The 14,631-nt window shown below is 61.3% G+C and carries 17 protein-coding genes; 8 read left to right on the top strand and 9 right to left on the bottom strand.

Features of this window, described 5'->3' with window-relative positions; all coding sequences use genetic code 11:
* The first annotated feature begins 166 nt into the window (after window positions 1–166).
* The 3 genes from TX24_RS07015 (at window position 167) to TX24_RS32735 (ending at window position 1,156) form a co-directional block, all read left to right on the top strand.
* Window positions 167–712: a hypothetical protein gene (locus TX24_RS07015; protein WP_014718415.1), complete on the top strand. Its 546-nt coding sequence runs from the start codon at window positions 167–169 to the stop codon at window positions 710–712.
* Window positions 713–797: 85 nt separating this feature from the next.
* Window positions 798–1,010, top strand: coding sequence for a hypothetical protein (locus tag TX24_RS07020; protein ID WP_003191170.1), 213 nt, complete (start codon window positions 798–800; stop codon window positions 1,008–1,010).
* Between the two features lie 11 nt (window positions 1,011–1,021).
* The gene (locus tag TX24_RS32735) at window positions 1,022–1,156 is read left to right on the top strand and encodes a hypothetical protein (protein ID WP_275941192.1); all 135 of its coding nucleotides are present in this window, start codon (window positions 1,022–1,024) and stop codon (window positions 1,154–1,156) included.
* On the opposite strand, the gene TX24_RS07025 is transcribed toward TX24_RS32735, so the two are convergent.
* The 3 genes from TX24_RS07025 to TX24_RS07035 form a co-directional block, all read right to left on the bottom strand.
* On the bottom strand, window positions 1,147–1,494 hold the full coding sequence (locus tag TX24_RS07025; RefSeq protein ID WP_003191172.1) for a helix-turn-helix domain-containing protein: 348 nt from the start codon (window positions 1,492–1,494) through the stop codon (window positions 1,147–1,149). The two genes, TX24_RS32735 and TX24_RS07025, sit on opposite strands and share 10 nt — an antisense overlap.
* Window positions 1,495–1,549: 55 nt before the next feature.
* Window positions 1,550–2,896 carry a cation:proton antiporter gene (locus TX24_RS07030; protein WP_057709977.1) on the bottom strand — a complete coding sequence of 449 codons (1,347 nt, stop codon included), beginning with the start codon at window positions 2,894–2,896 and terminating at the stop codon, window positions 1,550–1,552.
* 351 nt (window positions 2,897–3,247) lie between these two features.
* Entirely contained in the window at window positions 3,248–3,691 is a 444-nt protein-coding gene (locus TX24_RS07035) for an Lrp/AsnC family transcriptional regulator (RefSeq protein WP_032897385.1), read from the bottom strand.
* A gap of 108 nt (window positions 3,692–3,799) precedes the next feature.
* Here TX24_RS07035 and TX24_RS07040 point away from each other — a divergent pair, with 108 nt between their 5' ends.
* Window positions 3,800–4,708 carry a DMT family transporter gene (locus tag TX24_RS07040; RefSeq protein WP_057709978.1) on the top strand — a complete coding sequence of 303 codons (909 nt, stop codon included), beginning with the start codon at window positions 3,800–3,802 and terminating at the stop codon, window positions 4,706–4,708.
* 76 nt (window positions 4,709–4,784) lie between these two features.
* On the opposite strand, the gene TX24_RS07045 is transcribed toward TX24_RS07040, so the two are convergent.
* From TX24_RS07045 to fabF, 3 genes are all read right to left on the bottom strand, one after another.
* Window positions 4,785–6,764, bottom strand: coding sequence for a peptidase U32 family protein (locus tag TX24_RS07045; RefSeq protein ID WP_003191177.1), 1,980 nt, complete (start codon window positions 6,762–6,764; stop codon window positions 4,785–4,787).
* 262 nt (window positions 6,765–7,026) lie between these two features.
* The gene (locus TX24_RS07050) at window positions 7,027–7,407 is read right to left on the bottom strand and encodes a RidA family protein (protein ID WP_003191178.1); all 381 of its coding nucleotides are present in this window, start codon (window positions 7,405–7,407) and stop codon (window positions 7,027–7,029) included.
* Window positions 7,408–7,478: 71 nt separating this feature from the next.
* Entirely contained in the window at window positions 7,479–8,747 is a 1,269-nt protein-coding gene (gene fabF, locus TX24_RS07055; RefSeq protein ID WP_057709979.1) for a beta-ketoacyl-ACP synthase II, read from the bottom strand.
* Between the two features lie 107 nt (window positions 8,748–8,854).
* On the opposite strand from fabF, the gene TX24_RS07060 reads away from it, so the two are divergent.
* A complete protein-coding gene (locus tag TX24_RS07060; protein ID WP_057709980.1) occupies window positions 8,855–9,331 on the top strand; it encodes a winged helix-turn-helix transcriptional regulator in 477 nt (158 codons plus the stop codon).
* A gap of 4 nt (window positions 9,332–9,335) precedes the next feature.
* Here the strand turns inward: TX24_RS07060 and TX24_RS07065 are convergent, their stop codons facing one another.
* The 3 genes from TX24_RS07065 to TX24_RS07075 form a co-directional block, all read right to left on the bottom strand.
* Window positions 9,336–10,205, bottom strand: a complete 870-nt coding sequence (locus tag TX24_RS07065) for an isocitrate lyase/PEP mutase family protein (protein ID WP_003191182.1) — start codon at window positions 10,203–10,205, stop codon at window positions 9,336–9,338.
* Between the two features lie 110 nt (window positions 10,206–10,315).
* On the bottom strand, window positions 10,316–10,984 hold the full coding sequence (locus TX24_RS07070; protein ID WP_057709981.1) for a DUF3313 domain-containing protein: 669 nt from the start codon (window positions 10,982–10,984) through the stop codon (window positions 10,316–10,318).
* On the bottom strand, window positions 10,984–11,295 hold the full coding sequence (locus tag TX24_RS07075; protein ID WP_034135621.1) for a hypothetical protein: 312 nt from the start codon (window positions 11,293–11,295) through the stop codon (window positions 10,984–10,986). Before TX24_RS07075 ends, TX24_RS07070 begins: the two co-directional genes overlap by 1 nt.
* A 164-nt stretch (window positions 11,296–11,459) precedes the next feature.
* On the opposite strand from TX24_RS07075, the gene TX24_RS07080 reads away from it, so the two are divergent.
* From TX24_RS07080 to TX24_RS07090, 3 genes are all read left to right on the top strand, one after another.
* Window positions 11,460–12,170 carry a response regulator gene (locus TX24_RS07080; RefSeq protein WP_032900604.1) on the top strand — a complete coding sequence of 237 codons (711 nt, stop codon included), beginning with the start codon at window positions 11,460–11,462 and terminating at the stop codon, window positions 12,168–12,170.
* Entirely contained in the window at window positions 12,167–13,495 is a 1,329-nt protein-coding gene (locus TX24_RS07085; protein ID WP_057709983.1) for an ATP-binding protein, read from the top strand. The genes TX24_RS07080 and TX24_RS07085 overlap by 4 nt, the downstream gene beginning before the upstream one ends.
* A 165-nt stretch (window positions 13,496–13,660) precedes the next feature.
* The gene (locus TX24_RS07090; protein ID WP_057709984.1) at window positions 13,661–14,617 is read left to right on the top strand and encodes an ABC transporter substrate-binding protein; all 957 of its coding nucleotides are present in this window, start codon (window positions 13,661–13,663) and stop codon (window positions 14,615–14,617) included.
* The last annotated feature ends 14 nt before the right edge of the window (window positions 14,618–14,631 follow it).

Consider the following 14,631-nt stretch of genomic DNA (forward strand, 5'->3'; position numbering starts at 1 on the left):
CCGGCACCGCGTTTAATCAGGCAGCCCGCGTTAGCGTTGACGTTTTTCGCGAGCAAGCTCGATCCTACAGAGGGCGGTGGCTGCCCTGAATTGGTGCGTGAACCGACTTGAACTTCACTAGGCCCCGATTCTTCTAAGGAGTTTCGTCACCTTGTGGAGCACCGTCGTGTCCAGAATCATCTCCCCCCACACTCCGGAAGCGGCCCTGAACGACCACAGCGAACACAACGCAAAGATTTTCGGCTCGCCCAAGGACCGCCTCGACTTTTACCGGCGCGAGATTCAGTACGAAACCAGCATCCTGGCCAACCGCACCGACGCCTACCTGACGGCGCAGTCCTTCCTGGTGATTGCCTTTGTTTCCGGCATGGGTAACCTCAACCCGGAATGGGGCAAGCTGTTCACGCTGGTGGTGCCGATCTTCCTGGTTTCGCTGGGTATTCTCAGTTCGCTGAATGCCTGGCCCGGTATCCGTGCGGCGTATGAAATCATCGACCACTGGCACTACAAGCAAAGCGAATTGCTGCGCAGCGAGCCGGTGATGGGCATGGCGTACGATGAATCGCCGCTGTTTTCCGAGGTGGAGTCGAGCCACAAGGGCTATCGCAAGTCGCTGTTGTTTTCCATGCGTGCGCCATGGCTGTTCATGGTGTTCTGGCTGGTGTTGGGCATCTATGCGTTCTATATCCAGGTAGACAACCCGCTGCGCTGAGCAAGCGAACGGAACTTCAGCCGTGGCCATGACGCCTTACCTCTATGCGGTACAGATTTTTTACCGGCCTGCAAAGAGGTGCCTCATGACCCAATCTAATGATCCACAGACTAACAATCGCAATGACCCCGCGATCGACGGCGGCGAGCCTGCCCCTGGCACCGCCGCCGATGCGCCCAAGGATCCGACGCCTGCGAGCGACCCAAAGGCCAAGGAAAACGACTACAGTCCAGACTTCAAGCCTGAGCGCGAGCCCAAGCCTGAAACCGATGCCGACATCGATACCCAAGGCGGTTAGAGGAGACGCACATGTCAAAAGAACTGGACGAAGAACTCAACGACCCCGGCAACGAAGACCCGGGTTCGCTGATGGACGATGCCGAGGTACCGCTGAACAACCTGGATGAAGCGGCGGACGTTGGCAACACTGAAAATCAGGACTGATCCGGCGGCGGGCCCGAGGGGTTACTGAGCTTGAAGTAGACTTCTTCCTCGGCCCCGCCGTCCAGCGACACCTCCTGGCCCACCACGCGGTTATCGATCAGCGTCTGCGCCTGGTCGCGGCTGATATTGACCACCGTGCTGCGCTTGCCCGTGATCACATACACCACATCCACCCCATGCTCGGCCAAGGCTGCCAGATAGTCGGCATGGGGCAGGTCTTCGCCCACTTCATATTGACGTTGCTCGCGTGCGGTCACGCCGCCTGCCTGCGCCAGATATTGCTGCGAATATCCCAGGCGTTGGCGTTCCTCAAGCAATCGTTGGGCGATCTTTTTCATTGGCTGGCTCGTACTGTGGGTCCTGACTGTTTGAAACCCCGGCGCGGTGCAGGATTCATTTTTTTTGCGCAGCCTGACGCTCATACCACGCCAGCATCGGCTGGGTACTCAGGCCATGGGCCAGGATGCTCAACGCGATGACCGACAGCGTCAGGTTGACCGCCACCTCGCTGCTGGTGCCGACCAGCCCATGGTTGAGCGCATAGAACAGGTAGTAAATGCTGCCGATCCCACGAATACCGAACCAACTGACCAGGCTGCGTTGACGACGGTCCAGGAGGCGGCCCCACGGCATGGCGAATACGCTGGCGGGGCGAATTACACAGAACAGCAGCAGCGCTACCGCCAACGCGGCCCACTCCCAGTGGCTGATCAGCACGATGCCCAAGACTGTCACCAGGAACACCTCCATGGCCCGCTCCACCAGGCTGCCGAAGGCCAGCATGTCGCCCATCATCACACCTGCCGCGATCTGGGTGTCTTTCAGGTGGCTGACGTCGCCATGCAAGGCTTGCTCGGGCTCGATTTCAAGGTGGCCCACCACCGGTTGCGCCAGGTGCTCGGCGGGTGTCTGGGCATTACCGGTGGACTTCACCTCGGCCTGACGCAACCCCAGGCCCGCCGCGAATACCGACAGGAAGCCATAGCCGCCCACGGCTTCGGCGCTCACATAGGCGAGGGCGATCAATGCCAGCGTCAGGTAATCATTGGGCGACAGGGTGCTGTCGGCATTGATCAGCCGCAGGCGCAACGTCACACGGCCGATACCTCGCCCCATCCAGTAGCCGATCAATAGCCCGACCGGCACCGCCCATACCAGGTTTTTCAGCACCCAACCGCCGACCCAGTCGCCATCGAAGCCGCTGTGTTGCATGAACAGCAGGCCGAAGATCACAAACGGAAAGGCGCTGCCATCGTTCAGCCCCGCTTCGCCGGACAGGCCGAAGCGCAGCGCGTCGTAATCCTGGGCATTGTTGACCTGAACCAGGCCCGCCAGCACCGGGTCGGTCGGCGCCAAAATCGCGCCCACCAGCAATGACACGCCCCACGACATATCCAGCAGGTGATGCAGCAACAGCCCGGTACCGAGGATGGTCAACAGCATGACCGGGCCGGCCAGCCCAAAGGCGATGCGCCAGGTGCGATGCTTGAGCGGCAGGCGCAATTTCAAGCCGCTGACAAACAGCGAAAACAGCACTGCCACTTCGGTCAGGTGCTCCATCCAGCGCGCCGAATCCTTGATGTCCAGGTCCAGCAAGTCAACGCCCAGCGGGCCGATGGCGATACCCAGCAGCAGGCACACCGCTGAGGTGGTGACTGGCATCCAGCGCAGGTAGGAGGAGGTGAGCGCGAGCGTCAGCAGCACCGCGCCCAATACGGCCAACCATAAAATGAACGTCATTGTGCGTGTACCCGGCCGTGGTTCATTCAGGTTGGAGGGCCGTGGCCAAGTGCGGGTTCAAACAATCAACGGCTTGAAGTGGCTTCTGTGGGAGCGGGCTTGCCCGCGAATGCGGCGTGTCAGTCACTGAATATTCAACTGAACCATCGCTATCGCAGGCAAGCCAGCTCCCACACTAATTATGTATTGCCCACAGAATCAGCGCCCGGCGCAGATCCCCTGTGGGAGCGGGCTTGCCCGCGAATGCGGTATACCCGTCAACATAGTCGGTGACTGACACCCTGTATTCGCGAGCAAGCCCGCTCCCACATTTGACTGTGTTTGGTCATGACACGCCCTTGGCATGGCACCTTAGCGATCCCCCAGCGGCGGCAGGCGCCGTTTCACCGGGGTTTTCTTCACGATCGCCGTATTGGTTTCGGCATACCCATTGATCCGGTCCAGCAGGCTGTCCAACTGGTCCATGGTGCGCACATGCAGGCGTGCGATGAAGCAGTCCTCGCCGGTGACCTTGTCGCATTCGGTGAATTCAGGGATTGCCTGGATCTGGCGCTCCACTTCCTGCAGTTTGCCGGGCAGGGGGCGGATGCGCACGATGGCTTGCAGCAGGTAGCCGAAGTGTTTGGGGTCGATGTCGACGGTGTAGTGGGTCAGCACGCCGCGTTCTTCCAGGCGCCGCAGGCGTTCGCTGACGCTGGGCGAGGACAGCCCGGTGATGCCCGCAAGGGCCTTGAGGGACAGCCGCGAGTCGTCCATCAAGGCGGCGATCAATTGCTGGTCGATGGTGTCGATCATGGTCTGTGCCTAATAAGAAAAGGTGAATTCGGGGTTTTGCCTTTTTTAGACGCTGTAGCCGTCGCGGACAGATTGCCATACTGGAGCTTCACTTGAGGAGCTTCAATCATGGATTCATCCATCCGTCGCGGGTCGTGGGAAATGGTCGCCGCCATGCTGATCTCGGGCAGTATTGGCTGGTTTGTGCTGGTGTCTGGCGTGTCGGTGATCGAGGTGGTGTTCTGGCGCTGCGTGATCGGCGCGCTGACACTGTTACTGGTGTGCGCCTGGCTGGGTTACCTGCGTGTAGACCTGCTCAGTTGGGCGAAACTGGGGCTGGCCATGCTCAGCGGCGTGGCCATTGTCGGCAACTGGCTGTTGCTGTTTGAATCCTATTCCCGTGCCTCCATCGCTATCAGCACGGCGGTGTATAACGTGCAGCCGTTTATGTTGGTGATGCTGGCGGCGGTGTTTCTCGGTGAAAAAATCACCGTGCAGAAACTGGCGTGGTTGAGCGTCGCGTTCCTGGGCATGTTGGCGATTGTCACCGCCCATGGCGAGCAAACCGGTGGCGGTGATTATCTGGTAGGCATCGCGCTGGCCCTGGGGGCGGCATTTTTGTATGCGATCGCTGCGCTGATCATCAAGCGCCTCAAGGAAATACCGCCACATTTGATGGCATTGATTCAGGTGGCCACTGGTGCGGTACTACTGGCACCGCTGGTGCCCTGGAATGGCTTACCTGCGTCCACAAATGCCTGGGCTGCGCTGGTGACCTTGGGGGTCGTGCATACCGGGTTGATGTATGTGCTGCTGTATGGCGCGATCCAGAAATTGCCGACGGCCATTACTGGCGCACTGTCGTTCATCTACCCGATTGCAGCGATCTTTGTGGATTGGATTGCGTTCGGGCATCGCCTGGGGTGGCTGCAATGGCTGGGCGTGGCGGCGATTCTGCTGGCAGCGGCGGGGTTGCAGCGGGGCTGGTGGTGGCCCCGCAACCTGGGTAGGAGCGAGCTTGCTCGCGAAGATGGTTAACGATGACGCAGCGCATCGGGGTGAAACGCGGCGTTCTCTGGTTTTTCGCGAGCAAGCTCGCTCCTACAGGTGAGGGTTAGTGCGTGCCTTGGTAGATAAGGTTTTCCGGGTTGAAATGCTCCACTGCGCTGCCTGGCTGCGGCAGGCCGAGGATATGCCCCTTGATCTTGCCCACCACGTGCATCTCGCAAGGTTTGCAGTCGAACTTCAAGGTCAACACTTCGTCACCATGGATCAACTGCATCGGCGCCACCTTGGTCTTCACCCCGGTCACGCCCTTGGCCTGTTTAGGGCACAGGTTGAACGAGAAACGCAGGCAGTGCTTGGTGATCATCACCGGCACTTCGCCGGTTTCTTCGTGGGCTTCGAAGGCTGCGTCGATCAGCTTTACGCCGTGACGATGGTAGAAGTCCCGGGCCTTCTGGTTGTAGACGTTGGCCAGGAACGACAAGTGCGCCTCAGGGTAAACCGGCGGCGGCGAGGTTTCAGCCTTGCGCCCACCCCGTGGGTGCGCGGCGACGCGTGCGGCAGTCAGCGCTTCGATCACTTCACGGCGCAAGGCCTTGAGCTGCGAGTTGGGGATGAAGAATGCCTGCGGCGCATCCAGCTCGATGCGGGTGGCATGGTATTCGGTGGTGCCGAGCTGGCCGAGCAGGTCGCGCAGGGTGTCCAGCGCCTGTTCCGGCTTGTTGGCCACGCCAAACGGGCCGGGCAGGATAACGCTGGCGCTGATGCCTTCTTCGCTGGTCGCGGTGATTTGCAGCTGCTCTTCACGCAGGCGCGCGACCCATGACAAGCCGATACGGCGCTCGGCCGAGGTCTTGAGCAGGGCCTGTTGCCAGTTGTGGTCCAGGTTGCGGTTGAGCGGGTGATGGGGGCGCAGTTGATGCAGGCCGGCCGGCATTTCGTTAGGCTCGACGCGGTAGCGGTAGCGCTTCTCACCGTCTTCCTCGAACTCACCCTTGGGCTCGGCGATGTTGGCACGAAAGCCCACCACTTCACGCTTGATCAGCACATTCAGGCCGTCGCCGTTGGACAGCGGCTCATGGGTGACCACCTGCAAGTCGCGCTTGCCGGCTTTTTCCACGGTGCCCACGGGCAGCCCGGTGAAGGTCGGGGTGTCAAAGGCGCCGATGTCGATCTTGCGGTCGCTGACAAAGTAATCGGTGCTGCCACGGTGGAAGGTTTTTTCCGGGTCGGGCAGGAAGAAGTGCGCGGTACGGCCGCTGGAAGCGCGGGCCAGGTCCGGGCGGTCTTCGAGGATCTCGTCGAGGCGCTGGCGGTAGTAGGCGGTGATGTTCTTCACATAGCCCATGTCCTTGTAGCGGCCTTCGATCTTGAACGAACGCACGCCCGCTTCGACCAGGGCGCGCAGGTTGGCGCTCTGGTTGTTGTCTTTCATCGACAGCAGGTGCTTTTCAAAGGCTACAACGCGGCCTTGGTCATCTTTTAAGGTGTAGGGCAGGCGGCAGGCCTGGGAGCAGTCGCCACGGTTGGCGCTGCGGCCATTTTGCGCGTGGGAGATATTGCACTGGCCGGAGAAGGCTACGCACAGGGCGCCGTGGATAAAGAACTCGATGGCAGCATCGGTCTCATCGGCAATGGCGCGAATCTCTTGCAGGTTCAACTCGCGGGCCAGTACCAACTGCGAGAAACCGGCCTGGTCGAGAAACCTGGCCCGGCCCAGTGTGCGGATGTCGGTCTGGGTGCTGGCGTGCAGCTCGATCGGCGGAATATCCAGCTCCATCACGCCCAGGTCTTGCACGATCAACGCATCGACACCGGCATCGTAGAGCTGATGGATCAGCTTGCGTGCGGGCTCCAGCTCGTTGTCATGCAAGATAGTGTTGATGGTGGTGAAGACGCGGGCGTGGTAGCGGCGGGCGAATTCCACCAGTTGAGCGATATCGCTCACCTCGTTACACGCATTATGGCGGGCGCCGAAGCTCGGCCCGCCGATATAAACGGCGTCGGCGCCGTGCAAGATAGCCTCGCGCGCAATGGCGACATCGCGGGCAGGGCTGAGCAATTCCAGGTGATGCTTGGGCAAGGACATAGTTTTTTTAGTCAGGCTTGTCACGGTTGAGGCGCGCATTGTAGCCGCGAAATGCCTGGGCGGCATCTACCGCAGGGCTGTCGGGCCTAATGCAAGTCCGTTAAGCGAACGCATTACTCAACGCAACGAAGCCCCAATGTGGGAGCTGGCTTGCCTGCGATGGCGATTGAACATTCACCACCGCTATCGCAGGCAAGCCAGCTCCCACCTTTTTGACCGAGTTCAACATTCCGATCAGTTCGGTTCTAAAAACGTCACAGATTCAAGCCTTGGCAGCCATCGCCGTCACTTCCACCCGCATACCTTCCACCGCCAAGGCGGCAACGCCCACTGCTGCCCGCACTGGCCAGGGCTTGGCGAAAAAGCGCTTGTAGACCTCGTTGAACGCGGCACGGTCGGCCATGTCGGTGAGGTAAATAGTCAAGTGCATAACCCGGTCCATGGAGCTGCCGGCTTTTTCCAGCGCGACTTTCAGCGCTTGCAGGGTGCACTCGCTTTGCTGGGTGATATCGCCCAGCTCCAGGCTGCCATCGGCACGGGTGGGAATCTGGGTGGAGACCAGGATGCCGTTGAAGCCGATCACGTCAGAGGAGATGGAATCGGCGTCCGGATCAGGGGTATAGGACAGGTCGTGGTTGGCCATGGGCACCTCGTGTTGGCAGGAACAGAAAGGCGCCATGGTCGGTGAAATTCACCTCTGGGGCAAACCCTGGCTCATCTCCAGCGTCGGAACAGCACGCTGGCGTTCACGCCGCCAAAGCCAAAGCCATTGGACAGCGCATATTCAATCGCCATGGGGCGCGCCTCACCACGCACCATGTCCAGGCCGTCGGCGAGGGCGTCCGGGTTTTCCAGGTTGAGTGTCATTGGCGCGATCTGGTCACGCAGGGCGAGTACGGTGAAGACGGCTTCGATGCCCCCCGCAGCACCGAGCAAGTGGCCGGTGGCGGATTTCGTCGAGCTGATCGCCGGGCTGCCGCCGGTACCAAATACCGTTTTGATCGCCGCCAGCTCGCCTTTGTCGCCCACAGGTGTGGAGGTTGCGTGGGCATTCAGGTACTGCACCTGCGACGCCTCGATACCCGCTTGGCGCAACGCTTGGGTCATTGCCCGGCGCGCACCGTCACCATCCTCAGGCCCTGCTGTCATGTGATAGGCGTCTGCGCTGGTGCCATAGCCCACCAGTTCGGCAATCGGCTGCGCACCCCGTGCCAGGGCATGCTCCAGCTCTTCAATCACCAGAATGCCGGCGCCTTCGCCCATCACAAAGCCGTCGCGCGCCTGATCGAAGGGCCGCGAAGCACGCTGCGGGCTGTCATTGAAATCGCTGGACAACGCCCGCGCCGCGGCGAAGCCGGCAAGGCTGACGCGATGAATCGCCGCTTCGGCACCTCCGCATACCGCGACGTCGACTTCTCCGGCGCGGATCATTCGCGCTGCGTCGCCGATAGCTTGAACCCCGGCGGCACACGCAGTGACAGGCGCACCCAGCGGGCCCTTCAAGCCATAGTTGATCGACACATGCCCGGCAGCCATGTTGCTCAGAAACGATGGAATGGTGAAGGGCGACAAACGACGCGGGCCCTTGCTGTCGGTGGTGCGCACCGCATCGGCAATGGCTGGGAAGCCACCGACGCCGGAGGCGATGATGGTCGCCGTGCGCTCCTGCTCCTCGGGTGTTTTGGGTGCCCAATTGGCCTGCTTCAAGGCTTCATCCGCGGCCGCCAGGGCGAACAGGATAAAGCGGTCCATCTTGCGCTGTTCCTTGGCCGCCAGCAGTCGATCAGGATCAAAACCGGCTTCGGGGTCTTGCAGCACACTTTGCACCTGGCCGCCGATGCTGATCGCCAGATCACCGATCAATTCTTGCGGCAAACGACGGATGCCCGACTGCCCGTCCAGCAAGCGCTGCCAAGTGGATTCCACGCTCGATCCCAGCGGCGTCAGCGCGCCCATGCCCGTCACGACGATACGTTTACTCATGCTCAATCGACTCCTGTTGCTTGAAGGATACACAGCGTATGGACGTCACTATCATCATGAAAGTAACATGGCATCCTTCAAGTTTGTACTCGCACACAGGAATACTTATGCAGCGCAAATCCCTCATCAGTGCCGAATGCCCCATCGCCCGCAGCCTTGAACGGGTAGGGGAGTGGTGGAGCATGCTGATCATGCGCGACGCCTTGCACGGCCTGCGCCGTTTCGATGAGTTCTCGCGCAGCCTGGGCATCGCGCCCAACATGTTGACGCGCCGGCTTAATGGCTTGGTGGAAGCGGGGATGCTGGAGCGCCGTGCCTACAGCGAGCGCCCGCCACGCTACGAATACGTGCCGACGGCCAGGGGCGAGGACTTTCGTATGGTGCTGATGGCGTTAGTGGCGTGGGGCAACCGGCATTACGCCGAGGAGGGCATCAGTGTCGAGGTGGTGGAACGCGAGACGGGCCGACCGGTGCAGCCGGTGATGGCGACGGCTGAAGGTGCGTTGGTGGCGATGGATCAGTGCGAGGTACAGCCCGGCCCGGCCGCCAGCGCAGGGATGCGCCAACGGCTGAACCGTGAGTGATTGATTACTCTTTTACATCCATGAACTCTTCAGCCCACGCCACATAACTTTCCGGCAAGGTGTAGGTGTGGGTCAATTCCGTGGCACTGAGGTTCGAAGTGCTGTGGGTCAGCTGACGCTGGGCACGCAGGCTGTCGTAGGTGGCCTTGATCGCGGCGAAGTAGGCGCCATGCCCGGCTACCACGATGCGCACACCCAGGCTGGCCAGGCGCTCACTGTCGTGCAGTTGTGGGTTGCCGTAGGTCACCAGCATCAGGGGAACGCTGAGGTTCTCTGCGATCTGCTCCAGGTGGTCGAAGTCCTTGACGCCGACCATGCAGATGCCGTCAGCACCGGCCTTTTCATAAGCCTTGGTACGCGCAATCACATCGCTGGTGGGCAGCACGCCGGCATTGGTGCGCGCAATGATCGACAGCGCCGGGTCGACGCGCGCTTCCAGCGCGGCCTTGACCTTGCCGATGCCCTCTTCGACGGAAATCAGGTCCGTGGATTTACGCCCGAATTGCGCGGGCAAGAGGGTGTCTTCGATGGTCAGCGCCGCGACGCCGGCGCGTTCCAGCTCTTCCACCGTGCGCATCACGTTCAGGGCGTTGCCGTAGCCGTGGTCGGCGTCGGCAATGAACGGCAACTGGGCCACACGGCCGATGCGGGTGGCTTGCTCGACGAACTCACTCAGGGTAATCAACGCAAAATCGGGGGCCGCCAGCACCTGCAGGGAGGCGACCGAGCCGCCCAGGATACCCACTTCAAACCCCAGGTCAGCCGCGATGCGGGCAGACATGGGGTCGAATACGGAAGCGGTTTCAACGCAGATCGGCGTTGCCAGCAGGTCACGGAAGTTACGGCGTAGCGCTGAGTGAGAAATCTTGGGCATGGTCTTTCCTGGCTTTGGTCATCGTCAAGTGACGATCAATGTCTATTCGTGGTGCCGGGAGATTACCACGCAGATGCCCCTGTGATTATGACGTTTGAGCAAGGTGAGGGTTATCGAGCGACTGCACTGTACGACGTACCCAGGTCGCGGGCCCAGCCGTCGAGCACGTCCTTGACATTGTCAGCGGTCATGACTTGTTTGTCATTGGCCAGGGGAGCACCGGTGCCTTTACGCACCATGGCCGCCACGACATCGCCGGTCGAACCATCTTCCAATGACAGCTCCGTGGCGATTTCACTGTCTCGATCGCGGATGCCAGTGGCGGCGCTCACGCCCGCTGCGACCAGGGTGATCGGCAGCCACTCATAAAACCGCAGTCCCTGGGGGCTGGTGGCGATGCGTGTGATGGCAGGGCGTACTGTGAGGGTGTCAGGGCCAGGTTTCGAGGCCAGGTAAACGTATTTGCCAAGTTCCGAGCGCAGTACCAAGTCGTAGTAGCCGGTGACGTGGGAGAGCGTGCTTTGGGGGATCTGAGCGGAGGGTTCAACAGCCGGGAAAAACTGGCTGGGCGCCAGATATACCTGCTTGTAGCGGCCACGCTTCAAGGCCGGGCTGACCCAACTCTGTACGGTCTGGCCCGACGGGCTCTGTTGCTCTTTAAGCAGGCTGTAGTCATGAAGAAAGCCTGTATATCGCTCGGGTTCGACCTTGTTGCTGCTGCAAGCGATCAGGCTCAGGGTGGCCGCCATCAGTAGCAGGAATGAGCATTTACGGGCCATCAATGGGTTGCCTGTTCGTTTGGAGTGTCGTGCGAGGATTCGATGTGCAACTGGCCATGGGTCATGATCCAGTGGACAAGCTCGGCGATGGGAATGGAGTGGGCGTACTCGACCCACCGCCCGGCGTCGGGGCTGTAGTGTTCGAAGTAGCGACGCAGCACGATACGGTCCAGTTCCGCGTTCAGCCCCAGGCAGGATTCCTGGAACAGCATCGGGCTATCCTGAGCCGGGGAAGAGGTGCGCTGGCTCAGCACCAATGGTCGCGCGTCGCTCGCGGCCTGCTCGGTGTACCTGCTGCTCGAAACTTTCATAGGCGTCTCCTTGAATGGAAGACGTGCAGAATGCCCGACAGGTTTTACCCAAAGATGTCCGGGTTGTGTCCGTGGCGAAGGAATGTTGCTCGATTGAAATAAATGACCCCGGCGCCGGAATGGTTTTAGATGTCGTTCTTTTTTTGGCTTGGGAACCTGTGAACGTGAGCAGACTGCTGATCGTCGATGACGACGTGGAAGTGCTGGCATTGCTGAAGAAGTTCTTCGTCCAGCACGCCTATGAAGTCGACGTGGCCGCCGACGGCGAGGCCATGTGGGCGGCCATCGCGCAGCAGCGGCCGGACACGATCATCCTCGACCTCATGTTGCCCGGTGAAGGCGGCCTCAGCCTGTGCCAGAAAGTGCGGGCACAGTTCGGCATTCCTATCATCATGCTCACGGCCATGGGCGAGTTGAGCGACCGCATTGTTGGCCTGGAACTGGGCGCCGACGACTACCTGACCAAACCCTTCGCCCCGCGTGAATTACTGGCCCGCCTGCGCGCTGTGCAACGGCGTGCGGGGCAGTCGGTCAGTGCGGCCGACGAGCGCTCACGCCCGGTGATTGCCTTCGCCGGTTGGCATCTGGATATCACCTGTCGCGAACTGCGTTCGCCCGAGGGCGTCATGATCCCGCTGTCCGGTGGCGAGTTCGACCTGCTGGTAGTGTTTCTCGAACACCCCCAGCGCATTCTTACCCGCGACCAATTGATCGACCTGACCCACGGCCAGGGCCACGATGCCTTCGACCGCAGTATCGATGTGCAGGTCAGCCGGCTGCGCCGCAAGATCGAGCCCGACTGCAAGCGCCCGGACCTGATCCGCACCGTGCGCAATGGCGGCTATCTGTTTACCGCGCCGGTGACCCGCTCATGATCCGGCGCCTGTTGCGCCGCGACACCCTGAACCGGCGCATCGCCCTGACCATCCTCGCTGCGATGCTCGCTTCACTGGCCCTTAACGCCTTGTTCGTGCAGGTGGCCGGGGTGTGGGCGCGCCCGCCCATCGACCGCACGGGGTTACTGGAACAAATGGCCGCGACGTTGAAAGTGATCGAGGCCGCGCCTGCGCCGTTGCGCTCGCACCTGGCGGCAGCGGCCAGCGATACTCGGTTGCAGGTGACGTGGCATACCAACCCCGTGGATTTCGGCCTGCCCAGCGGCGGCAACGTGCTACAAGCCGGCGAAGTCCCTGGGATACAGGCATTGTTTGGCACGGGGCGCACCATTCAGGTGTACAGCCCGGACGATTGGCCGCGTGGCAGCCCCGACGCACGTTATGTGGCGCTGGTGCAGTTAGTTGATGGCAGCTGGTTGTCTTTCATACCGCCCGTACGCAGTTGGGGCCTGAGCGCACCCACGCGGATTGCGGTCATCATCATTCTTGGGCTGATCGCTACCTTGCTGGTCGCCTGGGTCGCCACCCGGCAATTGGCCAAGCCGTTGCAGCGTTTCGCCAGTGCCGCCAGACGCTTCGGCGGCGATCTGCGCGCACCGCCCATCGACATCGAAGGCCCCGACGAGATACGCCAGGCCACCATCGCCTTCAACGCCATGCAGGCGCAGATCCAGCACTTTATCGGCGAACGCACCCATATGCTGGCGGCCATTTCCCATGACTTGCGCGCGCCTTTGACGCGGATGCGCCTGCGCTGCGAGTTCATGGAAGACCTGGACCATCAGCACAAGCTGATTCGCGATGTCGAGGAAATGCAGTCGATGATCAACGCCGCATTGGCGTTTTTCCGCGACGATACGGTGCTGGAGCACAGCACGGCGTTCGATCTGTCGGAACTGCTGCAAACCATCATCGACGACTATCGCGACCAGCAACTGGTGGTCGACTTCCGAGGGCCGCCCCATCTGGTCTATCACGGCCGGCCACTGGGGCTTAAACGGGTAGTGGTCAACCTGCTGGAAAATGCTGCCAAGTATGCCCGGCACCCCAGCATTGCACTGAGTGTTAACGACCAGAGTGTGTGCATCGAGGTCTGCGACGAGGGCCCGGGGATTCCTGAAGCGGACCTGGAGCGTGTGTTCGATCCGTTCTTTCGTCTCGAGACCTCACGCAACCGCAATACCGGTGGGGTGGGGCTTGGGCTCTCGGCGGCGCGGGCCATTGTGCGCGAGCAGGGCGGTGAGCTGAGCCTGAGCAATCGGCGCGGTTCGGGGTTGGTGGCCCGGGTTGAATTGCCGCGCTAGCGTGATGCGATATGCGCATTATTATTGAATTAGGTTATGCGTTATCAGTATTTTACATCCCGCCTTCAACACCGCAAAAATACCCCTGACAACAAATGACCTTATAAAACCGAGACCGTACGCGCGGATCGATTTGAATGCCTCACAAGGCATCTGGAGACGAACGTGCGTTACCTCAAAAACCTGGCGGCTGGATTGGTTGCCTCATTGCTGTGCCTGACGGCGCAGGCGCAAACCCTGGTGGTCGGCGACCAGAGCTACAACGCCCAGGCCGTGATGGAAGCGGCGGGGGTGCTGGATGATCTGCCTTATACGCTGGACTGGAAACAGTTCACCGCCGGGTCACCGGTGGCCGAAGCGCTCAACGTTGGCAGCCTGGACCTGGGCCTGCTCGGGGATGCCCCGGTGTTGTTCCTGGGCGCCCTGGGTGCACCGATCAAGGTGATCGCCGTGAGCCGGCAGAATCTCGACGGCGTGGCCATCCTGGTAAAAAAGGACTCGTCGATCCACAGCCTGGCCGATCTGGCAGGCAAGCGCGCCGCGATCTGGAAAGGTTCCTGGAGCCAGCAACTGTTGCTGACCGCACTGGACAAGGCCGGGGTTGCACGGGACTCGCTGCAATGGCGCTACCTCAGCGCCCTGGATGCTTCCCACGCGCTGGAAGGCGGTGCGGTTGACGTGATCGCCACCTGGGAACCCTACGTCACGCAACAGGAGCGCCAAGGTGCGCGGGTGTTGGCAACCGCTGAAGACCTGATTCCGGCCCAGAGTTTCATTGCCGCCAACGCCAGTGCCGTCGAGGCCAAACGTGAACCCATCAGCGACTTCCTCCAGCGCCTGAAAAAAGCCCGTGACTGGGCGCGCCAAAGCCCGGCCAACGCCAACGCGTATGCCGATGCCTGGGCCAAGCGCACCCGCGCGGATGCCGACATCGCCCGCGTCTGGTTTGCCCGTGCGCGCACCACCGTCGAGCCGCTGACGCCTCAGGCGCCCATCGAGGCGCAAAAGACCGTGGACTTTTTTGCCGGCCTGGGCCTGGTCAAGTCTTACTCGGCCGCCACGTTGTTCGACCCTTCATTCGCGGCCGCCTTGCAGCCCGCCGTCGCCACCACCCAGCCCTGAACGCTTGAAGGACG

It is taken from the genome of Pseudomonas lactis (genome assembly GCF_001439845.1).
GTDB lineage: Bacteria > Pseudomonadota > Gammaproteobacteria > Pseudomonadales > Pseudomonadaceae > Aquipseudomonas > Aquipseudomonas lactis.